The sequence below is a fragment of the Streptomyces sp. NPDC056734 genome, assembly GCF_042790455.1.
Classification (GTDB): domain Bacteria; phylum Actinomycetota; class Actinomycetes; order Streptomycetales; family Streptomycetaceae; genus Streptomyces.
This window is the reverse complement of sequence record NZ_JBHTZD010000018.1, coordinates 15345-41756: the sequence shown is the minus strand read 5'-3', so window position 1 is coordinate 41756 and position 26412 is coordinate 15345. Positions and strand designations below refer to the sequence as shown.

The following is a 26412-nucleotide window of genomic DNA, read 5'->3' as shown; positions in this document are numbered from 1 at the left end:
GTCGCGCAGTTCCCCGCGCCCCTTCAGGGCGTTGCAGGCAGCCTGCGATGTCTCTGGCCGTCCGGGAGGGGCGCTTCTTCCCGGCGGCGTTACATCGTCGGGTCGGGCTCTCTTGCCAGGTCCGCTGCGCCCACCAGGCCCGCGTCGTTGCCCAGTTGGGCGGCGATGACCTCGGCCATGGGGCGCCAGTGGGCGCCTACCAGCCAGCGCTTGTACGACTTACGGATGGGGTCGAGGACCAGTTCGCCCTCGTCCGAGAGGCCGCCGCCGACGATGAAGGCGGACGGGTCGAAGAGAGAGGCGAGGTCGGCGAGGCCGGCGCCGGCCCAGCGGGCCAGTTCACGGTAGGAGTCGACGGCCACCGGGTCGCCCTGGCGGGCGGCCATGGAGATGTGCTTGCCCTCGATGCCCTCCGGGGTGCCGTCACCGAGGCCGAGCAGGAGCTCGGCGCTCTCGGGGGTGGCGCCCGCGCGCTGCTTCGCGTACCGCACGAGGGCGCGGCCGGAGGCGTACTGCTCCCAGCAGCCCTGCGAGCCGCAGCCGCACAGCAGGCCGTCCGGGACCATCCGGATGTGGCCGAACTCGGCGGCCACGCCGAAGTGCCCCCGGCGCAGCTTGTTGCCGATGATGATGCCGCCGCCGAGGCCGGTGCCCAGGGTGATGCAGATGACGTTGCGGTGGCCCTTGCCCGCGCCGAACCGGTACTCGCCCCAGGCGGCGGCGTTGGCGTCGTTCTCCACCACGACCGGGAGGCCGACGCGGGTCTCGACCTTCTGCTTCAGCGGTTCCTCACGCCAGTCGATGTTCGGGGCGAAGTACACCGTCGAGCGCTCGCGGTTGACATAGCCGGCGGCACCGATGCCCACGCCGACGATGTCATGTCCCGCGCGTGCGCCGTCCACGGCGGCGGCGATGGCGTCCACGATGCCGTCGGGCGTGCCCGGAGTCGGCACCTTGTGGGTCGAGAGGATGTTGCCTTCCTCGTCCACCACTCCGGCCGCGATCTTGGTGCCGCCGATGTCGACGCCGATGGTGAGTCCCATGAATCCCTCAGTTCGGTCGAGCCCCGCTACGGCCAACCGTACCCGAGGCGGCTGGGCCCCAACGGGCCTCAGTCCAGGTCGATGCGCTCGTTGGGACCGCTCGGCGGGTCGTCGTCGTCACGCGGATCGCGCGGTACGTCGAGATCGGCGGCGCGGGCGGTCCAGCGCTGTTCCTGCGCCTGGACCGCGGAGCGGTAGGCGGCCAGCAGTTCCTGCCCGGCACCGGCGAGATGGTCGAATACGTCCGGGTTGCGCTCGATGACGGGTTCCACGACGGACTTGGCCTGCTGGACGACCTGGCGCACCACCTGCTGGGCGGCGGTCCCGGCGACCGGGCCGAGCAGCGGGGACCCGAGTCCGGACAGCTTGTCGGCGACCGTGTCGACGAGCCGGAGCAGCTCCTCGGCGGCCGAACCGGGAGGGCTGCCGTGCTGGGCGCGGCGGCGGGCCTTCTCCGCCGCGAGGTCCTCGGCGCACGCGGTCGCCCAGGCGTCGGCGTCGGAGACCGGCGCGACCTTGTCGTCGGCCGGCTCGAAGGCGGCGTCGGACGGTGGGCGCTCTTCGCTCATGGCGACTCCTGACTACGTTTCGTCCTTACGACGTTACCCGAACGGGCGTGAGTGCTTCACGGGGCCGCGGGCCGGAGTCTCCGGCGGACCGGAGAGACTTCGCCGGGCTGCGGGCCGGGCCCCCACCGGGCTGGAGCCGGGGCGCACACCGGGCTGGGGCCGGGGCACCCACCGGGCTGGGGCCGGAGACTCCGCCGGGCTGGGGCCGGAGACTCCGCCGGGCTGGGGCCGGAGACTCCGCCGGGCTGGGGCCGGAGGCTCCGCCGGGCTGGGGCCGGAAACTCCGCCCGGCCGTGGCCGGAACCCTCACCGGGCTGCGGGCCGAAGACACCACCGGGCCGAAGGTCCGAACCCTCACCAGACACCGGGCCGGGCACCTCACCCGGCCATGGACCGGAACCCTCACCGGGCTGCGGGCCGAAGACTCCACCGGGCCGAAGGTCCGAACCCTCACCAGACACCGGGCCAGGCACCTCACCCGGCCGTGGACCGGAATCCTCACCAGCGTGTGGGCCGAAAACACCACCAGGCCGCCGACCGGGGACATCACCAGGCCACGGGCCGGAACCCTGACCAGGCTCAGGGCCGAGGACTCCACCAGGCCACAGGCCCGAACCCTTACCGGGCTCAGGGCCGACGACTCCACCAGGCCACAGGCCGAACCATCGCCAAGCCCCAGACCGGACACCTCACCAGGCCGCAGGTCGAAGACCTCGCCGAGCCGGGGGTCGCGGTGGCGGTGGCTGATGACGCGGAGTGGCTGCCGTGCCGGTAAAGGGGCGCGGGGAACTGCGCGACCAGCCCCCACCCACCCGCACCCGGCGACGAACAGACACCCCTACGGCGTCCCCACGCCCACCATCTCCGGCAGAGCCACACCGCAAGCCCGAGACCCACCGGGCAAACCAGGCAGCCGGGCAGCCGGGCAGCCGGGCCGAAGACTCCCCCCGGCCCACACTCCTCGCCGAGCCGGCAGCCCGCAATCCTTACCCCGCCCCCGGCCACAGACCCGGGTCCGGGGCGAACCGGATACGCAGCTCGCCCTCGCGCAGGCTCGCGCCGGCGACCGTGCAGCGGCGTAGCGCGGAAGGTAGGGAAACGATCCGCCGGAACCGTCCGGCGCCGAGGACGAGTTCGTCGCCGCGCCGTATCAGGTCGAGGTCGTGGCGGGTGGTGCCGGGCAGCGGAATGTGCCAGACGAGCACCCCGTCGTCGGCGAGGTGATCGGTCACGGGCCACTCGACGGGGGCGGGGCGGGGGGTGCGGCCGGGCACCGGAAGGGCGGCGAGATCGTCGGCGCCGCGCGGATCGCCGCCGAGGTGCGGCACGGCGTGCAGGACGCTCCCGTACGTCTCCCGCCACTCCTCCAGGATCTTGCGCTGCTGGGCGACCGGGCCCGCGAGCCAGGGATCCTCGCTGTCCTGCGGCAGGATCCGGTTGGCGATCAGGGCCTCGGGAGCGAGGGCGCGCAGGGCGAGGCCGAGGGCGGCGGTGCGGACGGCGTCGGCGCCGGCCGGGGAGGGTTCGGCGACGATCCGTACGGTGGTGCCGGGGTCGGTGACGACGGCTTCGGCGGCGGCCAGCTCCCGGTCCCAGCGGGCGGCGGTGTCATAGAGCCACTCGGCGGGCAGCGGGACGCCGGCCAGCCGGCCCAGGACGGGGCGCAGGGCGCGTGCCGCCTGCCGTTCGGGCGGCAGCAGCCGGCGCAGATAGCGGCGCAGCTCCGCGGGGAGGGCGAGCAGGGCGAGGGCGGATTCGGTGGGCGGCAGATCGACGACGACCAGGTCATGCGCGTCCTCGGCGAGCGCCGCGTCGCGCAGGGCGCGCAGCACGGCGAGTTCCTCGGCGCCGGGCAGCGGGGTCAGTTCCTCGGGGTCCAGGCGGCCCGCGCCCAGCAGGTCGAGGACGGTGGTGGCACGTTCCTGGAAGGCGGCGAGATCGTCCCGGAAGCGGGCCGTGGCGTCGGGCCGCCAGGCGGTGAGTCCGGGTGCGAGCCGGACCGGTTCGGGCCCGGTGGGGGTGCCGAGAACCGCGCCGAGGGTGTCCGAGCGGTCGGTGCCGAGGAGCAGCGTGCGGGCTCCGCCACGGGCGGCGGCGAGTGCGGTGGCGGCGGCCACAGTGGTGCGTCCGCTGCCGCCGGGGCCGGTGAACAGGATCGTGCGCATGCGTTCCACTCGGTTGGGGGGACAGAGGGTGAGGGTGGGTGGGGGGTGGCTGGTCGCGCGGTCCCCGCGCCCCTTGCGGGCGTTGCGGTCGACCCGCGTAGCCCTTCTCGCTACGCCGTGCCCGACTCCACCCGCTTCTTCAGGCCCGCCAGGGCGCGGTCGATGATGACCTTCTCGGCCTTGCGCTTGATCATGCCGAGCATCGGGATCTTGACGTCCACGGTCAGCCGGTAGGTGACCTCCGTCGCCGTCCCGGAGGGCCTCAGCAGGTACGAGCCGTCCAGGGAGCGCAGCATCTGGGACTTCACCAGCGTCCAGGAGACCTCGTGGACGCCGGTCCAGGTGTACGCCAGCGTCTGGTCGTCCTTGATCGCCCCGGCGTCCATGACCAGCCGGACCTGCTCGGCCCGCCCCTGCGCGTCGGTCGCCAGCACCTCGGCCTGCTTCACCTCGCCGGTCCAGTCCGGGTAGCGGGCGAAGTCCGCGATCACCTTCATGACCTCGGCCGCTCCCGCCTCGATCGTGATGCTCGAACTGGTGTGTTCCGCCATCGCCGTGGCTCCTTCGATGCGGCCGGTAAGCAGGTGGTCAGCACGCGGACGAGCGCGTGCGGATGCAGCGTGAAGGCTACCGCGCGGTCAACGGCCGCCGGTCAACCCCCACCACGGCGTTCCACCCGCACGCGTCAGCGGTACGCGCACCGCCCTGCCCCGCACCGCACCGCCCCGCCCGCCTCACCACTCCAGCGCCCACGGCCGCCCCGCCCCCGCGAAGTGCCCCACGTTCACGCACTCGGTCGCCCCGATCCGCATCCGCCGTACCAGCGGCTGATGGACATGCCCGAACAGCGCGTAGCGCGGCCGGGTCCGCCGGATGGCGTCGAGCAGCGCCCGGCTCCCCCGCTCGAAGCGCCGCGCGACCGTGTCGTACACCAGTTCAGGCACCTCGGGCGGGATGTGGGTGCACAGCACGTCGACCTCACCGACCGCCTCGATCTTCGCCGCGTACTCCTCGTCGCCGACCTCGTACGGGGTGCGCATGGGTGTGCGCAGACCGCCGCCGACGAAGCCGAAGGTCCAGCCGCCGATCTCGGCGCGCTCCCCGTCGAGCACGGTGGTGCCGGGCCCGGCGTACTCCTTCCACAGATGCGGGATGTCGACATTGCCGTAGGTGGCGTACGTCGGGCTCGGGAACGCCGCGAACAGCTCGGCGTACTGCCGGCGCACCGCCGTCTCGATGACCGTCGCCCGGTCCTCGGCGATCCCCGACCACAGCCGGGCGCCGAGTTCCCGTGCCTCCTCGAAACGGCGGGCGGTGCGCAGCTCGACGAGCCGGCGGGCGTTCCCGGCGCCGAACAGGTCGGGGAAGATACCGCGCGAGTGGTCGGCGTAGTCGAGGAAGAGGACCAGGTCACCGAGGCAGATCAGGGCGTCCGCACCCGCCCCGGCGGCGGCCAGGTCCCGGGCGTTTCCGTGCACATCGCTGACCACGTGCACACGATGGCGGCGGCCGGCGGCGAGTGCGGAGGAGGGTGCGGATGCGGGTGCCATGGTGATCAAGGGTAGGCGGGCGGCGGCGGAAGTGAACAGTGCCGGACAGCCCCCTGGTGAGACCCTGACTGGACCCGAGCCGGACCCCCGGCCGGACCCCCGGCCGGACCTCGGCCGGACCTCGGCCGGACCTCGGCCGGACCTCGGCTGGACCCCGGCTGGACCTCGATCAGGCCGCAGCCAGTCCCCAGCCAGGCCCCGGTCACGCCCCGGTCCCACCCCGGCCAGGCCGCGATCACGCCCCGGTCACGCCCCGGCCGGACGCCGGTTACTGGCCGGTCCCGAAAGGGGTGGACTACTGTGCGCCCAGGAACACCAATCCGTGTGACGCAGCGAACATCTCGCCGGGACCCCCTGTCGAAGACGTCATACCGGCGGGTAACGTCCGGGCCGTCCAGTCGTACCCAGGTCTTCGGCGGTGAACGCCCTGAGCACCTGCCCGGACCTTGGACCGCACCGTCGCAGCCGACAACGTCGTGGCGCCGGCGCCCTATGAGGAGCAGCAGTCTTGCGCGAGTTCAGTCTTCCGGCCTTGTACGAGGTCCCCGCGGACGGCAATCTGACCGACATCGTCCGCAGAAACGCCGCGCAGCATCCCGACGTCGCCGTGATCGCCCGCAAGGCCGGCGGCGTCTGGCAGGACGTGACCGCCACCGCCTTCCTCGCCGAGGTCAGCGCGGCGGCGAAGGGCCTGATCGCGGCCGGGGTGCAGCCGGGCGACCGGGTCGGCCTGATGTCCCGCACCCGCTACGAGTGGACCCTGCTGGACTTCGCGATCTGGAGCGCGGGCGGGGTCACCGTACCGGTGTACGAGACCAGTTCGCCGGAGCAGGTGCAGTGGATCCTCGGGGACTCGGGCGTCACCGCGTGCATCGTGGAGACCGCGGCCCACAGCGCCGACCTGGAGTCGATCCGTGACCGGCTGCCGGAGCTGAAGCACGTCTGGCAGATCGAGGGCCCCGCCGCCGGGACCGGTGACGGGACCGGAGCCGGTGCCGTCGAGGAGCTGGGGCGGCTCGGGCGGGACGTCTCCGACGAGACGGTGGAGGAGCGCGGCTCGCTCGCCAAGGCGGACGACCCGGCGACCATCGTCTACACCTCCGGGACCACCGGCCGCCCCAAGGGCTGTGTCCTCACCCACCGTGCCTTCTTCGCGGAGTGCGGCAACGCCGTGGAGCGGCTGCGCCCGCTGTTCCGCACCGGCGAGTGCAGTGTGCTGCTCTTCCTGCCGCTGGCCCATGTCTTCGGGCGGCTGGTGCAGGTCGCGCCGATGATGGCGCCGATCAAGCTGGGCCTGGTCCCGGACATCAAGCACCTCACCGACGAGCTGGCGAGCTTCCGGCCGACCCTGATCCTGGGCGTCCCGCGCGTTTTCGAGAAGGTGTACAACTCGGCGCGCGCCAAGGCGCAGGCGGACGGCAAGGGCAAGATCTTCGACAAGGCGGCGGACACCGCCATCGCGTACAGCAAGGCGCTGGACACCCCGTCGGGCCCGAGGTTCGGCCTGCGGATCAAGCACAAGGTGTTCGACAAGCTGGTCTACGGCAAGCTGCGCGCGGTGCTCGGCGGCCGGGGCGAGTACGCCATCTCGGGCGGCGCCCCGCTGGGCGAGCGGCTCGGGCACTTCTTCCGCGGCATCGGCTTCACGGTCCTGGAGGGCTACGGCCTGACCGAGACCTGTGCGGCGACGACGTTCAACCCGTGGGACCGGCAGAAGATCGGCACGGTCGGGCAGCCGCTGCCGGGCTCGGTGGTGCGGATCGCGGACGACGGCGAGGTGCTGCTGCACGGCGAGCATCTGTTCACGGAGTACTGGAACAACCCGGCCGCGACCGCCGAGGCGCTGGCCGACGGCTGGTTCCACAGCGGTGACGTCGGGACCCTGGACGAGGACGGGTACCTCCGGATCACCGGCCGCAAGAAGGAGATCATCGTCACCGCGGGCGGCAAGAATGTCGCCCCGGCCGTGATCGAGGACCGCATCCGGGCGCACGCGCTGATCGCCGAGTGCATGGTGGTCGGCGACGGGCGGCCCTTCGTGGGCGCGCTGATCACCCTCGACGAGGAGTTCCTGGGCCGCTGGGCGGCCGACCACGGGAAGCCGGCCGGCTCCTCCGCGGTGTCCCTGGCCGGGGACGCGGATCTGCTCGCGGCGATCCAGAGTGCGGTGGATGACGGGAACGCGGCGGTGTCCAAGGCGGAGTCGGTGCGGAAGTTTCGGGTGCTGGCGTCTCAGTTCAGTGAGGAGTCGGGGCATTTGACTCCGTCGCTGAAGCTGAAGCGGAATGTTGTGGCCAAGGATTTCGCCGACGAGATCGAAGCGATCTATGCCAAATAGGGCGCCTATTGACGTGCCACCTGGGGTTCGTCGGCGAGTACCGGTAGTTCATGGTTGCTCGCGCAGTTCCCCGCGCCCCTGAAAGCCTTCTACAGCAGGTCTCTCAAATGGTGTGCCAGCAGGTCCCAGCGCCACCGCTCCTCCACCCACTGTCTGCCCCGCTCGCCCATTCTTCTGCGTAGCTCCGGGTCGGCGAGGAGGGGGAGGATGTGGTCGGCGGTGTCCTCGGGGGAGTCGCCGCGGACGACCCAGCCGGTCTCGCCGTCGAGGACGGCGTCGGGGGCGCCGCCGGAGTCGCCGGCCACGACCGGGAGTCCGGTCGCGGAGGCTTCCAGATAGACGATGCCCAGGCCCTCCACGTCGAGGCCGCCGCGGCGGGTGCGGCAGGGCATGGCGAAGACATCACCGGCGCCGTAGTGCGCGGGCAGGGCGGACCAGGGGACGGGGCCCGTGAAGAACACGGAGTCGGTGACCCGGGTCTCATGGGCGAGCCGGCGCAGGTCCTTGGCGTAGGGGCCGCCGCCGACGATCAGCAGGGCCGTGTCGGGCTGGTGGGCGAGGATCCGGGGCAGGGCGAGGATCAGGGTGTCCTGGCCCTTGCGCGGGACCAGCCGGGAGACGCAGACCACGACGGGCCGGTCGGTGAGGCCGAGGCGGGCGCGGATCTCGGCGCCGCCGGAGCCCGGGTGGAAGGTCTTCTCATCGACACCCGGCGGCAGCTGAACCATGCGGGAGGCCGCCTCGGGGGTGAGCGCGGCGGCGATCCGGGAGCGGGTGTACTCGCCGAGATAGGTGAGGGTGTCGGTCTCCTCGCCGATCCGGCGCAGCAGTCGCCGGGCGGCGGGCAGTTGGGCCCAGCCCGCCTCGTGGCCGTGCGTGGTGGCGACCAGCCGCTCGGCCCCGGCCCGGCGCAGCGCGGGTGCCATCAGGCCGAGCGGGGCCGCCGCCCCGAACCACACCGCCGTACACCCGTGTTCACGCAGCAGCCCCACGGCCCGCCGGGTGGCGCCCGGAGTGGGCAGCAGCATCGTCGTGGGGTCCCGTACGACGGTGAAGGGCTGTTCGGCGTCGAAGGCGGCGGTGGCCTCGGCGCCCTCGTGGCCCCGTTTCCAGGTGGAGGCGTAGACGACCAGCCGCTCGGGGTCGAGCCGCAGGGCCATGTTGTGCAGGAAGGCCTGGATCCCGCCGGGGCGGGGCGGGAAGTCGTTGGTGACGACAAGGGTCTTGCGCATCGCCGCCGAGCCTACCCAACGTAGACTCACCGCTCGGCACGGCCGGGCGCGGGAACAGGGGTTTCAGTGAAAAAGTCGGAGATGCGGCGCACTTTGCCCTGGCTGCTCACCCTGTGGGCGCTGACCCGCCTGATCCTGCTGCTGCTCGTCCTGAAGGTGTGGGTCTTCCCCGGCCCCGACGTCACCAGCGATGTCTCGGTGATCTACCAGGGCTGGTACGAGGTGCTGCGCACCGGAACGTTCCCGCTGGACGATGTCACCTGGCAGTACCCGCCCGCCGCCGCGCTGCCGATCCTCTCCCCCGCCCTGCTGCCGTTCCTGGACTACGCGCAGGCGTTCTTCGTGCTGGCCTTCGCGGCCGACCTGGTGGTGCTGCTGCTCCTGCTGTACGCGGGCGCCCGCCCCGGCCGCAGTCCGCGCGGGGCGTGGGTGTGGGTGGTGGGCGTCCCGCTGCTGGGTCCCACGGTGTACGCCCGCTACGACGTGATGGTGACCGGCGTCGCCGTGGGCGCGCTGCTCGCCGGGGCCCGGTATCCCCGGGTGATGGGGGCGCTGGCGGGGTTCGGGGCGCTGCTGAAGGTGTGGCCGGCGCTGGTGCTGCTGGGTGCGGTGAAGCGCAGTGCGTGGGGGGCGGCCCTGGTGACGGCGGGTGCTCTGGCGGCGGTGTTCTGGCTGGCGATGCCGGGGGCGTTCGCCTTCCTGACCTTCCAGCGGGACCGGGGCACCGAGGTGGAGTCCCTCGGCTCGCTGGTGTTCCACATCGCCCGGCACCACGGCTGGGAGGGGCAGGTGCTGCTGAACTACGGCTCGGTGGAGTTCATCGGCCCGTACGTCGAGTGGGTCAGCGTCGGCGCGCTGGTGCTCAGCGCGGTGGCCTTCGGCTGGCTGCTGCTGTGGCGGCTGCTGGCGGTGCGGTTCGAGGCGCAGACCCTGGCCGACGCGGCGTTCGTCGGCGTCCTGATGTTCACCACCACCAGCCGGGTGATCAGTCCGCAGTACATGGTGTGGCTGGTCGGCATAGCGGCGGTGTGCCTGGGCCACCGGGCGAGCCGCATGCGCCTGCCGGTCCTGCTGATCCTCGCGGCCTGCTTCTTCACCGTCCTGGAGTTCCCCCTGTGGTTCTCCCACGTGGTCGCCAGCGACACCCTGGGCATCACCCTGCTGATCCTGCGCAACGGCCTCCTGGTAGCGGCGACGGTCCTGGCATCCCGAACCCTGTGGCGAGCGACGGTGACGACAAGGCCCCCCGGCACCCCCTCGCAGCCCCGCTGGGCCCGCCCGGAGAACACCCGGGTCTCCCCCTGAGCCCCGCCCCGGCCCACGAATCCCGACGGCCGGATGACCTCCCCGCCGAGGCCCAGCCACCCGGCGCCCCGCCAACGCGACGGGAGCGTCAAGCCCCCGGCAGGGCACCGCACGGCACGCCGCAGGCGGAGCACGGCCGGTACCCGGTCACCCCACCGGCCGTCAGCCCTCACCCTCCACCGACCGGCCACCCCCGCCCTCAGCCCCCAGCCACCCCCGCCTCACTCACCAGCGGCCAGCACCCCCACCGCATAGTCCCGCCACTCTCGCGTGAACTCTTCCTCCGTCATGTCCAGGATCTTGATCAGGGCCGCGGACACCGCGCCCTCGCGGGTGTCGTGGGTGGCGACCTCTTGGTAGAAGGCGTTCAGGAGGGGTTCGCCCCAGTGGTCGGCGATCATGCGGCAGGCCAGCCAGCCGGACTCGTAGGCGCGGGCCAGGGTGGTGGCGTCGTCGGTGAAGCCGAAGTCGTCGTCGGCGGGGAGGCTCTGCGGTAGGTCGCCGGAGGCGACCGCGCGGGTCAGTTCGGGGGCGACCTCGGTGGGGGCGCGGCCGGTGTCCCGGTAGCTGGCCCAGTCGGCGTAGCCCTCGGAGAGCCACAGCGGGGTGGCGGCGTCGGTGTGGGCGCGGGTGGCCACATGGGTGGTCTCGTGGGTGAGCACGATCTGCTTGCCGGACGTGCCGAGCACGGCGTACGCCTCGGGGTTGACGATGATCCGGTCGGCGGGAGCGGAGCCGCCGCCGACCTCACCGGTGGTGACCGCGGCGATCCCCTGGTAGGAGGAGGCGGACGAGCCCAGCAGCCCGGCCATGCCCTCCAGCGACTCCGGTACGAGGACCAGGACGTGCTGCCCCCACTCGGTGCCCCAGGCGTCGGAGACGGCCGGGACCGCGCGGTCGGCGAGGTCGGCGAAGTCCCGCAGGGACTGCTCGGAGCTGCCGACGCCCATCACCAGGCTGTGCGCGCCGCGGACCACCGAGACCGCGCCCTGGTCCCACAGCTGCTGTCCGGACCCGGAGGCGGGCCGGTCGGACGCGACCTGCCAGGCGCCCTCGGCGGCGCGGGTGAGGGTGAGGGTGCGTGCGGTGGTGACGGGGGCCGCGTCGTAGCCCTCGATCTGGTAGCTCAGCTCGGCGTCCGCGGTGAGGGTGTCCCCGGAGGCACTCGGGGCGCCGACCTCGGTCACCCGGTAGGACCAGGCCGCCAGCGGCACCGCGCGGACGTTCTCGTAGCCGCCCGCGGTGTCCCCGGCCAGCAACGCCTGCGCGCGGCGGTCCAGGAGCAGCTGGACGTCCGCGCGGCCGGTGTCCGGGGCGGGCGGCCCGCCGCAGGACACCAGGGAGATCAGCAGCGCGCACAGCGCGAGGACCCCGGTGACCGGGGATATCCGTGTCCGCCTTCGACCAGCCATCCGCACGATCGTAAGGCGCGCGGGGAGGTCAGACGCGGGTGACCGAGGCGATCGGCATCATGCCGACCGGGTCGTAGCGCACCGGGGCACCGGGGTAGGGGGCGTGGATGACCTGCCCGTTGCCCGCGTACATGCCGACATGGCTGGCGTCGGAGCGGTAGGTGACGAGATCGCCGGGCTGGGCCTGGGAGAGCGGCACCTGGCGGCCCGCGTACCGCTGGCCCTGGGAGGTGCGCGGGATGGCGACACCGGCCTGCGCGTACGACCACTGGGTCAGGCCGGAGCAGTCGAAGCCGCTGGGACCGTTGGCGCCCCACACATAGGGCTTGCCGACCGCGGACTGCGCGGCGGCCACCGCGGCGCCCGCGCGGCCGGAGGCGGGAACGGCGCCGGAGAGGTCGGGCAGGTCGGTGCGGCCCGCGCGGGAGGCGCGGTCGTAGGCGGCGCGGTCGGCCTCGGTGAGGGAGTTCAGGAGGCGGCGGGCCTCGGCGAGCTTCGTCTCGACGGTCTTCTTGTGGGCGGCGACGGCCTTGCGGCTCTTCTCCAGCTCGACCAGCTTCCCGGCACCCTCGGAGCGTTCCTGGCCCAGTTCCCGCAGGGCGTCCTGAAGTTCGTCGAGCTGCCCGGCCTGCTGCTCGCTGATCCGGTCCAGGACGGCCGCCTTGTCGAGGTAGTCCTCGGGGTCGTCGGAGAACAGCAGAGCAACGGAAGGGTCGATGCCACCGGAGCGGTACTGGGCGCCGGCCAGGGAGCCCAGCGCCTCGCGCAGTTCGTTGACCCGCTCCTGCTGCCGGGCGATCCGGTCCTGCGTGCGGCGGACCTGGCCACGCAGTGCGCCGGTGCGCTCATCGGCCTTGTTGTACGCCTCGGTGGCCTGCTCCGCCTCGGTGTGGAGGCGGTCGACCTCCGCCCGGGTGTCATCGGCGGGAGCGGCCGAGGCCGGTACGGCGCCGAGGACGGCAGCGGCGGCGGAGAGCAGGGAGACGGCGACGGCACCGGCCCCCCGGTCGAACCCGGACGGTGCCTTACGGCGATGGGACCCCACAGGAAGCCGCGCTCCTTCCACTGGACGCACACTGGACGACGTACCCGAGACGTGCTGGACGACTCGAGCGCCGCGAACAGTAGCCCCGTGACGGGCCGTCGGCCAAAGACCTCCGTGGGCACACACAGTGACGCCCCGCCGCTGACGCAGGTCACCGGCGGGGCGTGGGGTCACTTCGGGGCACGGGGATTCGCCCGTTCGGGCGATACTCCGTGTCGTGCGGCGGTGCGGTCAGATCCGGACGCCGAACTGGAAGGGCATGTTGTCGATCGACTCGTAGCGCACGACGGTGCCGGTGCGCGGGGAGTGCAGCACCTGGCCGTTGCCCGCGTAGAAACCGACGTGGTGCAGGTCGTCGTAGAAGATGACCAGGTCGCCGACCTGGAGGTCGGACTGGCTGTAGATGCGCGTACCGGCGTTGGCCTGTTCCTGGGAGGTGCGCGGGATCTGCATGCCGGCCTGGGCGTAGGCCCAGGAGGTCAGGCCCGAGCAGTCGAAGGAGGACGGGCCGGAGGCGCCGTACACGTACGGGCTGCCGATCACGCTCTGGGCGGCCTCGTAGGCGGACATGGTGAAGCTGGAGCCGCTGGCGGTGGCGGTGGTCGCGGCGGCTTCGACCTGCTCGGCGGAGTCGGCGCTGGCCAGCTCCTCCTCGGCCGCCAGGGCGGCCTTCTCCTCGGCGGTGAGGGTGTTGAGGAGCTTCTGGGCCTCGGCGAGCTTGGTCTGGACCTCGTCCTTCTTCTTCTCCAGCTCGGTGCGGGTGGCCTCGAGGTCGTCGAGCTTCTCGGTGGCCTCGGCCCGGTCCTGAGCCAGGACCCGCTGCTTGTCCTGGATCTCCTCCAGGGCGTCGACCTGCTGGGTGCTCAGCTTGTCGAGCGTGGCGGCCTGTTCGAGGTAGTCGTCCGGGTCGGCGGAGAGGAAGAGCTGGACGGCGGGGTCGAGACCGCCGGACCGGTACTGGGCGCTGGCCAGCGAACCGAGGTCCTCACGCAGCTCGTTGACCTCTTCCTGGCCCTTGGCGACGTTGTCCTGGATGGTGGAGATCTCCTTCTGGAGCTCCTCCTGCTTCTCCTTGGCCCCGTTGTACTTCTCGGTGGCCTGCTCCGCTTCCTCGTAGAGCTTGTCGACCTGCGCCTTCACGTCGTCGGCGGTCGGGCTCTCGCTCGGGGCGGCCTGCGCCGGCTGTGAAGTGATGGCGACAGCGGCCGCTGCGGCGGTGGTCAGCACGGTCACACGCGCACGGCTCGGCTGCTTGGGTCGACGGTGGGACGCCACGGGGGCGAGCTCCTTCTTCCTCCAGCCGCCTACCGACACGCCGGCGGGCGGTGCCCCTCCGCCGTCACTCCCAATGAGTGATCACCCGAGCGGAGGTTCGAGGCCCGACCCTAGTGACCTGGTTGTGATCAGTTCAAATCCTCAGCTGAAAAATCTCACCCCACCGGTCATTATTTACACACAACTCACAAGCAGTGATCTTTGATTGACCGTACGTCGCCCAAAGATCACATCAATTCGGGCAATCGGCCGGAAGGTTGCGGTTGGGACGCCCCCGTCACCATGGGGCGCACAGGCGGCAAGCGGTCAGCCTCGGGCGAACCGTTTCAGAAGGACCACCGAGGCGACCGGCCGGGCGCCGGCGCGCGCCACCCCGTCGGCCACCTCACGGTCGGTGGAGACGACGATGACGGGCCGGCCCGGCGGCTCGGCGCGCACCAGCTGGCGGATCAGCTCGTCGGCGGTGACCCCCGGCTTGGAGAACATCACCCGCACACCGCGCGGGGGCGCCAGCAGCACCGGCGCCGCCAGCTCCGCCCCGTCGAACACACAGGTGACCTCGGCGCCGGACTGCGCGGCGAGCTGCGCGAGCTGGCCGAGCAGCCGCAGCCGCTGTTTCTCCAGCGGCATCTGCGGATAGCCGGTCTTGGTGACGTTGTAGCCGTCGACCACGAGATGCGCCTGGGGCAGGGCGAGCAACTGGTCGAGAATGGCCGGGTCGTGCTCGGACAGGGCACGCGCGGCGATGTCCTTCGGGGTCATCCGGCCCGGCTCGACGGCGTCCACGGTCTCCGCGGGCCGCACCGACACCGGCGGCAGGGCGAGTTCGCGGCGCAGTCCCTGCGCGGCCTCCAGGACGGTGTCCAGCAGCAGCCGTACCCGCATGTCCTCGACGCTGCGGCCCTCGCGCGCCGCACGCCGGGTGGCCTCCAGGGCGGCCTCGGCCTCGCCGAGCCGGGACTTGAGCCGGCGGGACTCGCTCTCGGCGGCGGACACCTGGGTCTGGGCCTCGGTGCGCACGGCCTCCATCTCGCTCTGCACCTTGCGCAGCGCGGCCTCGCCGCGCCGGACATCGCTGAGCGCGGAACGCAGCTTGCGGTGCAGCGATTCCGCTTCCTTCCTGGCCCCGTCCAGGTCGGCGCGCAGCCGCTCGGTGTCGGCGCGGATCTGCTCCTGGGCGGCGGCCAGCGCGGTGCGCAGCCGCTCCAGCTCGGCGCGGTTCTCCTCGCCGGCGCGCTCGGCGTCGGCGCGCTGGGCCTCCTCGCCGGCCGCGGTGACCAGCTTCACCCAGCCGGTGGGCCGCAGCACGTACGCCGCCGCCGCCACGTCGAGCGGATCGGCGGCCGGGGGCGGGGCGCCGGAGTCCAGCGCCCCGGCGATCTCCGGCTGGGCCTCGCGCAGCTTCTCGCCGATGCGCTGGCGGAACAGCGCATCGGTCTCCAGGGCGGCGGCCATCGCGTTGCCGGCGAACTTGGCCCGCCGGTTCGCGGTGAAGCGGGCGTACTGCCGCAGCTGCGCGGGCAGCTCGCCGACGGTCAGCCCGCCGAAGCCGTCGGAGACGATCTGCACGACCCGGCGGCGCACCCCGTCGGGCAGTGGACGGTCGAGCACCTCAGCGGCGCCGTCGTCCGGCCCCCCGCCTGTGGTCTCCACCATCCGTCACCCCAATGCCTGTGCCGATCCCGGCGCGGGATCGGCGGTCCGGGGGCCCCGTCCTCCCTCAGGAGTCGGTGCCCGGCCTGTCCACGAGCTCCACCTGGTCCACCGCGTTGCACCAGCGGCAGCGCACCGTCTCGATGGTCTCACTGAGCACCTCGCGCTCCTCGACGTTCGGCGCTCCGGCCAGATCGAGGTGGACGTACTCGACCACCTTCGACGAGCGCGTCACATCGAAGCGGGTGAGATTGCCGCACAGGGCGCAGCGCCACCGCGTGGTGGCGGTGGGCAGGGGAACCGTCATCGTGACCGTCCGCTTCCTTCTCTGTAAGTCCGGGTGCTGTGAGTCCGGGTGGTGCTGTAAGTCCGGGTGCCGTGGTCCGGGTGCTATGGATCCGTGCGTTTCCCGGGTCCCGCGAGTCCGTGGGTCCCTGGAATTCCCGGAGGTCCCGGGGGGTCCCGAGGGCCCCGGAACCCCTTCCAGTGTCCGCGACGCGCCGGGTTCCCCGGAACGTGTGGGTGGTAACCCTACGGCCTGGTGGCCGGGCGCCGCCCATCTCACGGCGGCGGCGAGGCGGTCTGGGCGGTTGCGTCCCGGTACGTCATGCTCTGTAGCCATGATCGGCAACTGGAGCGGGACAGCGGGCCGGACGGCGGCCCTGCTGCGCAGGCCGGCGGGTCCGGTGACGTGCGCACTGATCGCGGCGTGCTGTCTGGTCTTCCTGATCGGCCCGGCGTCCGGATTCAATCCGGCGTACGGCACCGGAGACGAGCTGCTGGCCGCCCAGCGGGTCTATTTCCGGCACTGGGGCGTCGTACCCGCACAATTGTTCGAGGGCGACCCCCGGGCGGTGCTGACCCCCGCGACCGCGCTGTTCGTGCACGGCAGCTGGGTCCATCTGCTCGGCAACATGCTCTTCCTCTACGTCTTCGGGGTGATGACGGAGGACCGGATGGGCCGGGTCGAGTTCACCCTCTTCTATCTGGGGTGCGGCTATCTCGCCCTGCTGGGGTACGCCGCCGCCCACGCGGACTCCGATCAGTCGCTGGTCGGCGCCTCCGGGGCGATCTCCGCGGTCCTCGGCGCCTTTCTGTGTGCCTTCCCGCGGGCGCGGGTGACCAGTCTGCTGCCGTTCCTGTTCTTCCTGCCGCTGCGTTTCCCGGCCTGGGTCGTCCTGCCGTTCTGGGTGGCCCTGCAATGGGTGGCGGCGGGCCGGGCCGCACAGGGGCCCGGGGTGGCCTATCTCGCGCATCTGATCGGCTTCGGCCTGGGCTTCTGCTACGCGTGGGCCCGTTTCGGGGGGACGGCTAGAGTGAGGTCCGCCCCAGCTCCGGCCCCCGAGGGAGAGAACCAGCCGTGATCACCGCGATCGTCCTGATCAAGACAAGCGTGGACCGGATTCCGGAGATCGCCGAGCGGATCGCCGCGCTGGAGAGTGTCAGCGAGGTGTTCTCCGTCACCGGTACCTATGACCTGATCGCCATGGTCCGGGTCAAGGAGCACGAGGAGCTGGCCGAGGTGATCCCGGGCCGGATCAGCAAGATCCCCGGCGTGGAGGGCACGGACACGCATGTCGCCTTCCGCACCTACTCCCAGCACGACCTGGAGGCGGCCTTCGCGATCGGCCTGGATTCCTAGCACCGCGACCGGGCCGGACCCGACCCCCGCCCGGCCCGGACCCTGGCCCGACGGCCCGGACCCGGACCCTGGCCCGACGACCCGGGGCGACGCCGGAGACGCCGGGAACACCGGGAACACCGGAACCGGACCGCCGCGCGAAGGGGACGCGATACCCACGACGGACGGCCCCTGGACGCCGTACACCCCAGGGACCACCCCACGCGACGGCGAGACCGCCTCGACCCCACGGACCACCCCACCCCGCGCAACCCCGCCGGCCCCACGGACCACCCCACCCCGCGCGACCCCGCCGACCGCGCGACGCCCGCCACCGGGCGAACCCCCCACCGACCCCACGAGGCACCCCGCGGAGCGACCCGGCGGAGCGACCCGGCGGAGGGCGACCCCACCGGCCCCATGTGCCGGCTCCATGAAGACTTCCTCATCTTCACTTCATCCTCATTACCGGACGGCCCCCGCAGCATCGATGCCATGGTCTTCTCCCACCGCCTGGCGGCCCTCGCCGCCGTCGTCGTGATCCCGCTCGGGATCGCCGCGACCAGCTTCGTCCTCACCGACCGGCCGGAGTCGCCGGAGGTGCCGGCCAAGGTGGAGCTGGACAGCGGCTCCCCGACCGCGAGCCCCGACCGGCCCGGCCCCACGCCCAGCGACGAGGTGGTCTCCCCGCCGCCCGCGACCGACGCCCCCGGGGCGCCCATCGACCCCGCCGACCCCACCTCCACACCGACCGACCCTCCCCCCGCGCCGCCCGGCGGCACCGGCCAGACCAGCGGAAGCAATGACGACGACGGAAGCGAACCAGCCGGCCCCGGTGCCGGGGACGACGACGGCGCGGACGACGACGGGCCCGGCGGGGACGACGGCTGAGCACGGCCGGGCGCGGATATCCGCCCGGGTCCGCATCCTGCTGTGGCTGCTGCTGGTGATGACCGTGGCCTTCGGCTCCGTCGCCACGACCGTACGGACGATCCTGCTGCGCGACACCGATCAGCGGATCGCCGATCTGCTCGCCCAGGAGGCCGTGGAGTTCACCCAGTTCGAGGGGCGGGGCATAGACCCCGCCACCGGCCGGCCGTTCACCGACCCGGCCCGGCTGCTGCGGGTCTTCCTGGAGCGCCAGCACGCCGACGCCGACGAGGAGCTGATCGGGCTGGTGGCGGGCCCCGGCCCGGACCCCGCGAAGATCATCCAGCAACGGGAGATCCCGGCTCTGCTCCCCCTGCACGAGGACACCGTCGCCCGCCGGGAGATCTTCGGCTCCCCCGAGGCCACCGGCACCGTCGAGCGCCCCGTCGGCGACATCCGCTGGGCCAAGGTGGACATCGCCCCCTACGGCGGTGATCCGCAGGCCGCGTTCGTCGTCGCGTTCCACCCGCAGCGCGAGCAGGACCGCGCCGACGAGGTGTTCCGCATCCTGCTCGCCATCTCCGGCGTCGCCCTGCTGATGACCACCGGCATAGGGTGGGTCGTCGCCGGGCGGATACTGCAACCCGTACGGCTGGTGCGGGCCGCCGCCGCCCAGCTCACCGAGCAGGACCTCACGCGGCGCATACCGGTCCACGGGCGCGACGACATAGCGGCCCTCGCGGAGACCTTCAACGCCATGCTGGACCGGCTGGAGCGGGCCTTCGCCGCGCAGCGCGAGTTCGTCGACGACGCCGGGCACGAACTGCGCACCCCCATCACCATCGTGCGCGGGCACCTGGAGGTGATGGGCGACGATCCGGCCGAGCGGGAGGAGACCGTCCGGCTGGTCACCGACGAACTCGACCGGATGAGCCGGATCGTCGAGGATCTGCTGCTGCTCGCCAAGGCCGAACGCCCCGACTTCGTCACCCCCGAACCGGTCCAGCTCGCCGAACTCACCGCCGACGTCTACGTCAAGGCCCGCGCCCTGGGCGAACGCGAATGGCATCTCGCCGAGGTCGCCGACGCCGAGGTCCGGCTCGACCCGCAGCGCATCACCCAGGCCATGGTCCAGCTCGCCCAGAACGCCGTCCAGCACACCGGCCCCGGCCAGCGCATCAGCATCGGCTCCCGCGCCGAGGGCCCGCACATCGAGCTGTACGTCGCCGACTCCGGCTCGGGCGTCCGGCCGCAGGACGCCGATGTGATCTTCGAACGCTTCCGGCGCGGCACCGCCCGGCGCGGCACCCGCGGTTCCGGCGCCGGACTCGGACTGTCCATCGTCCGCGCGATAGCGGAGGCACACGGCGGCCGGGCCAGCCTGCACGACACCGACGGGGGCGGCGCCACCTTCGTACTCACCCTGGAAGAAGCACGTCCATGACGGGAGAGGCACGCCCATGAACCGCATCCTCATCGTGGAGGACGAGGAACGCATCGCCTCCTTCGTGGAGAAGGGCCTGCGCGCCAACGGCTTCACCACCACCGTGGTCGCCGACGGCGAGGCGGGCTACGAGTACGCGCTCACCGGCGGCTTCGATCTGATCGTGCTGGACATCGGGCTGCCGGCCCGCGACGGGTTCACCGTCCTGCGCGAGCTGCGCGAGGCCCGGGTGAGCACCCCGGTGATCGTGCTGACCGCGCGGGACTCGGTCCGCGACACGGTGGCCGGCCTGGAGGGCGGCGCCGACGACTGGATGACCAAGCCGTTCCGCTTCGAGGAACTCCTCGCCCGGGTCCGGCTGCGGCTGCGTACGGCGGCCAGGGCGCCCGAGGTCACCGTCCTGAAGTCCGGCTCGCTCACCCTGGACCTGCGCACCCGCCGGGCCCGCTCCGGCGAGCGGACCGTCGATCTGACGGCCCGTGAATTCGTGCTGCTGGAGCTGTTCCTGCGCCACCCGGGACAGGTACTGTCCCGCGAGCAGATCCTGTCCCATGTCTGGGGCTACGACTTCGACCCCGGCTCGAACATCGTGGACGTCTACGTCCGGGCCCTGCGCAAGAAGCTGGGGGCGGAACGGGTGGAGACGGTACGGGGGATGGGGTACCGGCTGCCCGGGTGAGGCAGGGGCGCGTCCGGGTGAGCCGGGGGGCATGGGGATGAGCTGAGGGGGCGCGTCCGGGCGGGTGTTCCCGGCGCTCGAACGCCCGATGAAAGCCTCTCACCAGGCAGCATGAAGTCCCTTTCATCGACGGCTCATCATGGGCTCACCGCCCGCGTGAACGCTCGATGGCGTGAGACTGAATCTCCGGCTGACCGTGGGCCTGTGCCTGGCGTTCTCGCTGTGCGCCGCGCTGGCGGTCCCCGGCAACTTCCCCGGCCTGTCCGGTACCGCCCGGCTGACCCTCGCCGTCTTCGCGCTGGCGACCTGCCTGTGGATCGCCACCCCGATCGATGACACCTACATCGCGCTCGGCGCCGGACTCGCGCTGACCGTGACCGGGGTGATCAGCAGCGACACGTTCTTCGGCACTCTCGGCGACTCCACGGTGTGGCTGCTGATCTGCGCGTTCGTCCTGGCGGCGGCGGTCTCCCGGACGGGGCTCGCGGGACGGGCGGCGGCGTTCCTGGTCGGCGGGGCCCGTACCGTACGGCAGCTGACGCATCTGACGACCGCCGCGCTGGTGGTCACCGCGTTCGCCGTCCCGGCCACCTCGGGGCGGGCCGCGCTCGCCCTGCCGGTGTTCCTGGCGCTGGCCAAGGTGCTGTCCGGGCACCGGCGGCTGGTGGTGATGCTGGCGCTGCTGTTCCCGACGGTGATCCTGCTGTCGGCGGTGGCCACGCTGATCGGCGCGGGCGCCCATCTGATCACCGTCTCGGTGCTGTGGGAGTCGACCGGGGAACGGGTCGGGTTCACCCAGTGGCTGCTGATCGGGCTGCCGCTGGCCATCGCGTCCTCGCATCTGGCCGCCGAGGTCGTCCTGCTCACCACCACCCGCCGGGCGGACCGCAAGCTGCCGGTCGAGATCAGCGCCGACGACATCCAGGAACACACCGATCAGCCCGTCACCGGGCCCTGGTCGGCGGCCGAGTCGCGCTGCGCGCTGCTGCTGGCGACCGTCGTGATGCTGTGGTGCAGCGAGCCGTTGCACCAGGTGCCGCCGGCGCTGGTCGCGCTGATCGGGGCCGTGGTCGCCTCCTCGCCCGCGCTGGGCACGGTGCATCTGAAGGACGCCCTGAAGACCGTGCCGTGGTCCTTGCTGCTGTTCATGGCGGCGACCATGGCGATGGGGGTCGCGCTGTCGGACTCCGGGGCGGCGAAGTGGCTGGTCTCCGGGCTGCCCAGCGGGGTGGGGCCGGAGGTGTTCCTGGCGGTGGTGGTGCTCATCAGCACGGCCGCGCACCTGGTGTTGCAGTCCCGCTCGGCGCGGTCCTCCGTGCTGGTGCCGCTGGTGGTCGCGGCGGCCCTGGCGGCCGGGGTCAATCCGGTCGCGGCGGCGCTGGCGTCCACGGCGGCGGCGGGGTTCTGCCACACGCTCCCGGCGTCCGCGAAGCCGGTCGCGCTGTTCGCGGACGTGCCGGGTGTGGCGACCTACGCGCCCCGCGATCTCCTGCGGCTCTCGGCGTTCCTGGCGCCCCTGACGGCGCTGCTGGTGTTCGGGTTCGCGCTGGTGGTGTGGCCGGTGATGGGGGTGCCCCTGCGGTAGCGCAGTTCGTCGCGCCCCTGAAGGAAGACGGGCGTTCCCCTTCCGACCGTTTCGAAGGAGCTGTTCGATGCTCGCGCTCTCCCGTATCGCCATCGCCCCCAGCGGGTTCAAGGAGTCACTGTCCGCCCAGGCCGCCGCCGAGGCCATCGCGGCCGGGGTGCGGCGGGTGCTGCCCGACGCCGAGGTCGATCTCATCCCGCTCGTGGACGGGGGCGAGGGCACCGCCCGTGCCCTCGCCACCGCCGGGGGCGGGCGGCTGGTGGCACTGTCGGCCACCGGGCCGCTCGGCGAGGTCATCGGCACGCACTTCGCGCTGCTGGACTCCGGGCGCACCGCCGTGGTGGAGATGGCGGCCGTCGCCGGGCTGTCCCTCGTCCCGGCCAGCCTGCGCGATCCCGGGGCCACCACCACCTACGGCGTGGGTGAGCTGATCCGGGCCGCGCTCGACACGGGCGTACGGCGGATCGTCGTCGGCTGCGGGGACTCCGGGACGTCCGACGGGGGCGCGGGGGCGCTCCAGGCGCTGGGGGCACGGCTGCTGGACCCGGACGGCTTCGAACTCCCGCACGGCGGCGGGGAGTTGGTACGCCTCGACCGTATCGACCCGGCCGGGCTCGACCCCCGGCTCGCCGGGACGGAGATCCTCGTCGCCTGCAACCCGTACAACGTCCTCTGCGGCGAGCGGGGCGTGGCCCGGGTGTTCGGGCCGCAGAAGGGGGCCACCCCGGCGCAGGTGGAGCGGCTGTCGGAGGGGCTGGAGCGGTGGGCGTACGTCCTGACGCGGGACCTGCGGGTGCGGGGCACCGATCTGCGCTCCGCGTCCGGGACCGGCGCCTCGGGCGGGCTCGGTGCCGGGCTCGCGGCGCTGGGCGCCCGGCTGAGGCCGCGCTTCGAGGTGCTCCTGGACCATCTCGACCTGGACGCCCGGCTGGCCCGCGCCGATCTGGTGCTGACGGCCGAGGGCGCGCTCGACGAACAGACCCAGCGCGGCAAGGTACCCGGCGAGGTAGCCCGCCGCGCCAAGCTCTACGACCGTCCCGTACTCGCCCTGGCCGGAACCCTCGGCAAGGGCGCCCACGACGTACCCGGAGTGGACGCCTGCCACGGCATCCTGCCCGCCCCGATGGCCCTGGCAGAGGCCCTGCTCCGAGCAGCGGAACTCCTCACCGACGCCACGGAACGCGCCCTGCGCATGATCGTCCTGGGCGCCCGCCTGCCGGCTCAGGGGGAGCTACGGGGGGCACACCGGCCGTCGAGGGTGCGGTAGCTCCGGCGGGGGGGGTAGCGGGCGGTCGGGTGGCTGGTCGGGCGGGGTGCCCGGGGGCGCAGGGACCTCCGGCCGTACGGGTAGCTCCTGCGGGCGATGCCAGGCGCGCGACCGCCCGCTCACGCCGAGATGCCCGGGGCGCACCGGCCATTCACCGTACGAGTAGCTCCAGCGAGCCATACCGAGTACCCAACTCCCTGCCCACGCCGAGGTGCCCGGGGGCACACCGGCCGTCGACCCTACGGGTGGCTCCACCGGGCGGCACCCGGCGCCCGACCGCCCGCTCAGACCGAGGCGTCCGGGAGCGCACCGGCCGTCGACCGTACGGGTAGCTCCGGCCGGCGGGTAGCGGGCGCCCGGGTGGCTGCTCGGGCGGAGGTGTCCGGGGTGCACCGCCCATCGACCGTAATGCCCGGCGCCGCCCGCCCCCTCACGCCGACGTGTCGGGGACGCAGCGGCCGTCGACCGTGCGGTAGCTCCAGCGGGCGCCGCCGGACACCAGTTCGCGTACGGCCCGGACGAAGCGGGCCACGTGTTCGTCGGGGGTGCCCGCGCCGAAGCTGACGCGGATGGCGTTGAGGGACTTCTCACCCGGTGCCGCCTCCGGGGCCCCGCACTCGCCCTGGGTCTCGGGGTCGGTGCCGAGCAGGGTGCGGACCAGCGGGTGGGCGCAGAACAGGCCGTCGCGGACGCCGATGCCGTACTCGGCGGAGAGCGCGGCGGCGAAGTGGGAGCTGTTCCAGCCGTCGACCACGAAGGAGATCACGCCGACGCGGGGGGCGTCGTCGCCGAAGAGGGACAGGATCCGCACCTCGGGGACGTCGGCGAGCCCGGCCCGCACGGCGCTGATCAGCTGCCGCTCGCGGGCCACCAGGGTGTTGAAACCGGCGTCGGTGAGGGCCTTGCAGGCGGAGGCGATGGAGTAGGCGCCGATGACGTTGGGCGAGCCGGCCTCGTGGCGGGCGGCGCTGTCGTGCCACTCGACGTCCACGCCGCCGTCCTCACGCCGGGTGACCTTGCGGCTGGCGCCGCCGCCCGCGAGGTAGGGCTCGGCGGCCCGCAGCCAGTCGGCGCGGCCGGCCAGCACGCCGGAGCCGAAGGGGGCGTACAGCTTGTGCCCGGAGAAGGCGACCCAGTCCACGTCGAGATCGGTGACGGAGACGGGATGGTGGGGGGCGAGCTGGGCGGCGTCCAGGACGATCCGGGCGCCGTGCGCGTGGGCGGCGGCGGCCAGTTCCCCGACCGGCCACAGCTCGCCGGTGACGTTGGAGGCGCCGGTGACACAGACCAGGGCGGGGCCGTGCGGGTCGCGGGCGGCGAGGGCGCGCTCCAGGGTCTCGACGGCCTGGCGCGGGGTGCGCGGGGCGTCGAGGTAGCTGACCTTCGCGTCCTTCCAGGGCAGCAGCGAGGCGTGGTGCTCGGTCTCGAAGACGAAGACCTGGCAGCCGGCGGGCAGCGCGGCGGCGAGCAGGTTGAGGGAGTCGGTGGTGGACCGGGTGAACACCACCTGGTCGTCCTCGCGGCAGCCGAGGAACTCGGCGACCGTCCTGCGGGCGTTCTCGAACAGGTCGGTGGACAACTGAGAGAGGTATCCGGCGCCCCGGTGCACGCTGCCGTAGTAGGGCGCGTAGGCGGCCACGTCGTCCCAGACCCGCTGGAGGGCGGGCGCGCTGGCGGCGTAGTCGAGCGCGGCGTAACCGACCTCGCCGCCGGTGACGAGCGGCACGGTGACGTCCCGGCCGAGGACGGGCAGCGGCTCACCGAGGGTGGGGGCGGCAGCGGTGATGGCGGTGGAGACGGACATGGGTCAACTCCCGTACAGGCAGGCGGAATTCCCCACGCGAGCGAACAACGAACACGCTCAAGCGCGGCGATGAAGACAGAAAGGGATCGCGGAGGCGGGGCTCTGCGGCCCTATCGCATTCGCTTGCTCACGGAAGGCTCCTCGACGACCAGGACCCCTGGTGACACGAGGGGTCCGCGCTTGCCGCAGACCTCGCTGCCTACGGCCTGGTCTTCACCCGGGGCACCCCGCCACGGACGGAGGGTTGCCGGACAGCCGGCCGGGGCCTGATGGCTGTCGCTCATGACCTGGTCCAACATCCTGCCATACGATCATGTGCACGCAAGGGCGCAGTCCGTCATCTGGACTGCGCCCTGCGTCACACCGTGCCGGCCCCTCAGGCGTTGCTCGCCGCCACCCACCGCTCCAGCGTCCGCTTCGCCGCCCCCGAGTCGATGGACCGCTCGGCCCGCGCCATCCCGGCCCGCAGTTGCTCGGTGAGCGGCTCCCCGGTGGGGTCCAGGGCGGCCAGCGCGGCGGCGGCGTTGAGCACCACGGCGTCGCGGACCGGACCGCGTTCGCCGTCCAGCAGCCGGCGGGCGACCTCCGCGTTGAAGGACGGGTCGCCGCCGCGCAGGGCGTCGACCGGGACCAGGTCGAGGCCGACGTCCCGGGGGTCGAAGGTCTCCTCGGTGACCTTGCCGTCGCGCACCACCCAGACCCGGGAGGTGGCGGTGACGGTCAGCTCGTCGAGGCCGTCGTCGCCCCGGAAGACCAGCGAGGAGTTGCCGCGCTCGGCGAAGACGCCCGCGACGACCGGCGCCATCCGGGGGTCGGCGACCCCGACGGCCTGGGCGCGCACCCGGGCCGGGTTGGTCAGCGGACCGAGGATGTTGAACACCGTACGGATGCCGAGCTGGCCGCGGGCCGCGCCCGCGTGCCGCAGCGCCGGGTGGAACCTGACCGCGAAGCAGAAGGTGATCCCGGCCTCCTGGGCCACCTCGGCCACCCGGGACGGGGTCAGCTCCAGATTGACGCCGAGCTTCTCCAGCACGTCGGAGGCGCCGGACGCGGAGGACGCGGCCCGGTTGCCGTGCTTGACGACGGTGGCGCCCGCGCCGGCCACCACGATTGAGGCCATGGTGGAGATGTTCACCGTCTTGGCGCCGTCGCCGCCGGTGCCGACGATGTCGACCGTGCGGCCGGGCACCTCGATCACCTTGGCGTGCTCATACATGGTCCGTACCAGACCGTTGATCTCCTCGACGGTCTCGCCCTTGGCCCGCAGTGCCACCACGAAGGCGGCGATCTGGGCGTCGGTGGCCTCGCCGCGCATGATCCGGTCCATCGCCCAGGCGGTGGCCTCGGCGCTCTGGTCACGGCCGTACAGCAGCGAATTCAGTACGTCGGGCCAGGAACGGCCCGCCGCGGTGTCGCCTCCAGCGGGGGTCACAGCGCTCATCAGCCGCTCCTGGGTGAGGTCCCGCACGCGTCGGGACGGGTCGTGTCGATGCGGGTCCACCCTATCCAGCCGAGGCTCTCGCGAGGTCGCCCGTCCACGCAACGGACGAGGCCC

22 protein-coding genes and 1 riboswitch are annotated in these 26412 nt (G+C 72.8%); of the genes, 9 read left to right on the top strand and 13 right to left on the bottom strand.

The window, feature by feature from the left end:
- Nucleotides 1–89: 89 nt before the first annotated feature.
- The 5 genes from ACFRFC_RS26415 to ACFRFC_RS26395 form a co-directional block, all read right to left on the bottom strand.
- A complete protein-coding gene (locus ACFRFC_RS26415; RefSeq protein ID WP_382692077.1) occupies nucleotides 90–1043 on the bottom strand; it encodes an ROK family glucokinase in 954 nt (317 codons plus the stop codon).
- 68 nt (nucleotides 1044–1111) lie between these two features.
- A complete protein-coding gene (locus ACFRFC_RS26410) occupies nucleotides 1112–1612 on the bottom strand; it encodes a DUF5304 domain-containing protein (RefSeq protein WP_382692076.1) in 501 nt (166 codons plus the stop codon).
- Between the two features lie 986 nt (nucleotides 1613–2598).
- A complete protein-coding gene (locus ACFRFC_RS26405) occupies nucleotides 2599–3777 on the bottom strand; it encodes an ArsA family ATPase (RefSeq protein ID WP_382692075.1) in 1179 nt (392 codons plus the stop codon).
- Between the two features lie 110 nt (nucleotides 3778–3887).
- Nucleotides 3888–4328 carry an SRPBCC family protein gene (locus ACFRFC_RS26400; protein WP_382692074.1) on the bottom strand — a complete coding sequence of 147 codons (441 nt, stop codon included), beginning with the start codon at nucleotides 4326–4328 and terminating at the stop codon, nucleotides 3888–3890.
- 183 nt (nucleotides 4329–4511) lie between these two features.
- Nucleotides 4512–5327 carry a metallophosphoesterase gene (locus tag ACFRFC_RS26395; RefSeq protein WP_382692073.1) on the bottom strand — a complete coding sequence of 272 codons (816 nt, stop codon included), beginning with the start codon at nucleotides 5325–5327 and terminating at the stop codon, nucleotides 4512–4514.
- Between the two features lie 508 nt (nucleotides 5328–5835).
- On the opposite strand from ACFRFC_RS26395, the gene ACFRFC_RS26390 reads away from it, so the two are divergent.
- Nucleotides 5836–7665, top strand: a complete 1830-nt coding sequence (locus ACFRFC_RS26390; RefSeq protein ID WP_382692072.1) for an AMP-dependent synthetase/ligase — start codon at nucleotides 5836–5838, stop codon at nucleotides 7663–7665.
- Nucleotides 7666–7754: 89 nt separating this feature from the next.
- Here the strand turns inward: ACFRFC_RS26390 and ACFRFC_RS26385 are convergent, their stop codons facing one another.
- Complete coding sequence (locus ACFRFC_RS26385) at nucleotides 7755–8897, bottom strand: glycosyltransferase family 4 protein (RefSeq protein WP_382692071.1); 1143 nt, start codon at nucleotides 8895–8897, stop codon at nucleotides 7755–7757.
- A gap of 81 nt (nucleotides 8898–8978) precedes the next feature.
- Here ACFRFC_RS26385 and ACFRFC_RS26380 point away from each other — a divergent pair, with 81 nt between their 5' ends.
- Nucleotides 8979–10202: a glycosyltransferase 87 family protein gene (locus ACFRFC_RS26380; RefSeq protein ID WP_382692070.1), complete on the top strand. Its 1224-nt coding sequence runs from the start codon at nucleotides 8979–8981 to the stop codon at nucleotides 10200–10202.
- A 221-nt stretch (nucleotides 10203–10423) separates the two neighbouring features.
- Here ACFRFC_RS26380 and ACFRFC_RS26375 read toward each other — a convergent pair whose 3' ends face one another.
- The 5 genes from ACFRFC_RS26375 to ACFRFC_RS26355 all read right to left on the bottom strand — a co-directional run bounded on the left by ACFRFC_RS26375 (nucleotide 10424) and on the right by ACFRFC_RS26355 (nucleotide 15894).
- Nucleotides 10424–11614 (bottom strand): hypothetical protein, encoded by a 1191-nt coding sequence (locus tag ACFRFC_RS26375; protein WP_382692069.1) that lies wholly within the window; start codon nucleotides 11612–11614, stop codon nucleotides 10424–10426.
- Between the two features lie 28 nt (nucleotides 11615–11642).
- Complete coding sequence (locus ACFRFC_RS26370; RefSeq protein WP_382692068.1) at nucleotides 11643–12659, bottom strand: NlpC/P60 family protein; 1017 nt, start codon at nucleotides 12657–12659, stop codon at nucleotides 11643–11645.
- Between the two features lie 231 nt (nucleotides 12660–12890).
- Nucleotides 12891–13934 carry an NlpC/P60 family protein gene (locus tag ACFRFC_RS26365; RefSeq protein ID WP_382692067.1) on the bottom strand — a complete coding sequence of 348 codons (1044 nt, stop codon included), beginning with the start codon at nucleotides 13932–13934 and terminating at the stop codon, nucleotides 12891–12893.
- Between the two features lie 306 nt (nucleotides 13935–14240).
- On the bottom strand, nucleotides 14241–15590 hold the full coding sequence (locus tag ACFRFC_RS26360; RefSeq protein ID WP_382692066.1) for an NYN domain-containing protein: 1350 nt from the start codon (nucleotides 15588–15590) through the stop codon (nucleotides 14241–14243).
- A 64-nt stretch (nucleotides 15591–15654) separates the two neighbouring features.
- The gene (locus ACFRFC_RS26355) at nucleotides 15655–15894 is read right to left on the bottom strand and encodes a hypothetical protein (protein WP_382692065.1); all 240 of its coding nucleotides are present in this window, start codon (nucleotides 15892–15894) and stop codon (nucleotides 15655–15657) included.
- Nucleotides 15895–16207: 313 nt separating this feature from the next.
- On the opposite strand from ACFRFC_RS26355, the gene ACFRFC_RS26350 reads away from it, so the two are divergent.
- The 7 genes from ACFRFC_RS26350 (at nucleotide 16208) to ACFRFC_RS26320 (ending at nucleotide 23053) form a co-directional block, all read left to right on the top strand.
- Entirely contained in the window at nucleotides 16208–16951 is a 744-nt protein-coding gene (locus ACFRFC_RS26350) for a rhomboid family intramembrane serine protease (protein ID WP_382692064.1), read from the top strand.
- Nucleotides 16948–17229 (top strand): Lrp/AsnC family transcriptional regulator, encoded by a 282-nt coding sequence (locus ACFRFC_RS26345; RefSeq protein ID WP_382692063.1) that lies wholly within the window; start codon nucleotides 16948–16950, stop codon nucleotides 17227–17229. The genes ACFRFC_RS26350 and ACFRFC_RS26345 overlap by 4 nt, the downstream gene beginning before the upstream one ends.
- Nucleotides 17230–17703: 474 nt before the next feature.
- A complete protein-coding gene (locus ACFRFC_RS26340) occupies nucleotides 17704–18099 on the top strand; it encodes a small secreted hydrophilic protein (RefSeq protein ID WP_382692062.1) in 396 nt (131 codons plus the stop codon).
- Nucleotides 18011–19522, top strand: coding sequence for an ATP-binding protein (locus ACFRFC_RS26335; RefSeq protein WP_382692061.1), 1512 nt, complete (start codon nucleotides 18011–18013; stop codon nucleotides 19520–19522). Before ACFRFC_RS26340 ends, ACFRFC_RS26335 begins: the two co-directional genes overlap by 89 nt.
- Before the next feature lie 16 nt (nucleotides 19523–19538).
- The gene (locus tag ACFRFC_RS26330; RefSeq protein ID WP_382692060.1) at nucleotides 19539–20201 is read left to right on the top strand and encodes a response regulator transcription factor; all 663 of its coding nucleotides are present in this window, start codon (nucleotides 19539–19541) and stop codon (nucleotides 20199–20201) included.
- A gap of 172 nt (nucleotides 20202–20373) precedes the next feature.
- Entirely contained in the window at nucleotides 20374–21786 is a 1413-nt protein-coding gene (locus ACFRFC_RS26325) for an SLC13 family permease (RefSeq protein WP_382692059.1), read from the top strand.
- 67 nt (nucleotides 21787–21853) lie between these two features.
- Entirely contained in the window at nucleotides 21854–23053 is a 1200-nt protein-coding gene (locus ACFRFC_RS26320) for a glycerate kinase (protein WP_382692058.1), read from the top strand.
- A 430-nt stretch (nucleotides 23054–23483) separates the two neighbouring features.
- On the opposite strand, the gene ACFRFC_RS26315 is transcribed toward ACFRFC_RS26320, so the two are convergent.
- Together ACFRFC_RS26315 and trpD are read right to left on the bottom strand one after the other, a co-directional pair.
- Nucleotides 23484–24857, bottom strand: a complete 1374-nt coding sequence (locus ACFRFC_RS26315; protein ID WP_382692057.1) for an aminotransferase class V-fold PLP-dependent enzyme — start codon at nucleotides 24855–24857, stop codon at nucleotides 23484–23486.
- Nucleotides 24858–25028: 171 nt separating this feature from the next.
- Nucleotides 25029–25145: riboswitch (SAM riboswitch) on the bottom strand.
- Between the two features lie 88 nt (nucleotides 25146–25233).
- Nucleotides 25234–26298 carry an anthranilate phosphoribosyltransferase gene (trpD, locus tag ACFRFC_RS26310; protein WP_382692056.1) on the bottom strand — a complete coding sequence of 355 codons (1065 nt, stop codon included), beginning with the start codon at nucleotides 26296–26298 and terminating at the stop codon, nucleotides 25234–25236.
- Between the last annotated feature and the right edge of the window lie 114 nt (nucleotides 26299–26412).

Coding starts and splice junctions, on each gene's coding strand:
- ACFRFC_RS26350 (WP_382692064.1), top strand. CDS start 16,208: ATGATCGGCAACTGGAGCGGGACAGCGGGCCGGACGGCGGCCCTGCTG.
- ACFRFC_RS26385 (WP_382692071.1), bottom strand. CDS start 8,897: ATGCGCAAGACCCTTGTCGTCACCAACGACTTCCCGCCCCGCCCCGGC.
- ACFRFC_RS26375 (WP_382692069.1), bottom strand. CDS start 11,614: ATGGCTGGTCGAAGGCGGACACGGATATCCCCGGTCACCGGGGTCCTC.
- ACFRFC_RS26355 (WP_382692065.1), bottom strand. CDS start 15,894: ATGACGGTTCCCCTGCCCACCGCCACCACGCGGTGGCGCTGCGCCCTG.
- ACFRFC_RS26320 (WP_382692058.1), top strand. CDS start 21,854: ATGCTCGCGCTCTCCCGTATCGCCATCGCCCCCAGCGGGTTCAAGGAG.
- ACFRFC_RS26410 (WP_382692076.1), bottom strand. CDS start 1,612: ATGAGCGAAGAGCGCCCACCGTCCGACGCCGCCTTCGAGCCGGCCGAC.
- ACFRFC_RS26395 (WP_382692073.1), bottom strand. CDS start 5,327: ATGGCACCCGCATCCGCACCCTCCTCCGCACTCGCCGCCGGCCGCCGC.
- ACFRFC_RS26360 (WP_382692066.1), bottom strand. CDS start 15,590: ATGGTGGAGACCACAGGCGGGGGGCCGGACGACGGCGCCGCTGAGGTG.
- ACFRFC_RS26330 (WP_382692060.1), top strand. CDS start 19,539: ATGAACCGCATCCTCATCGTGGAGGACGAGGAACGCATCGCCTCCTTC.
- ACFRFC_RS26315 (WP_382692057.1), bottom strand. CDS start 24,857: ATGTCCGTCTCCACCGCCATCACCGCTGCCGCCCCCACCCTCGGTGAG.
- ACFRFC_RS26405 (WP_382692075.1), bottom strand. CDS start 3,777: ATGCGCACGATCCTGTTCACCGGCCCCGGCGGCAGCGGACGCACCACT.
- ACFRFC_RS26335 (WP_382692061.1), top strand. CDS start 18,011: ATGACGACGACGGAAGCGAACCAGCCGGCCCCGGTGCCGGGGACGACG.
- ACFRFC_RS26400 (WP_382692074.1), bottom strand. CDS start 4,328: ATGGCGGAACACACCAGTTCGAGCATCACGATCGAGGCGGGAGCGGCC.
- ACFRFC_RS26340 (WP_382692062.1), top strand. CDS start 17,704: ATGGTCTTCTCCCACCGCCTGGCGGCCCTCGCCGCCGTCGTCGTGATC.
- trpD (WP_382692056.1), bottom strand. CDS start 26,298: ATGAGCGCTGTGACCCCCGCTGGAGGCGACACCGCGGCGGGCCGTTCC.
- ACFRFC_RS26380 (WP_382692070.1), top strand. CDS start 8,979: ATGCGGCGCACTTTGCCCTGGCTGCTCACCCTGTGGGCGCTGACCCGC.
- ACFRFC_RS26415 (WP_382692077.1), bottom strand. CDS start 1,043: ATGGGACTCACCATCGGCGTCGACATCGGCGGCACCAAGATCGCGGCC.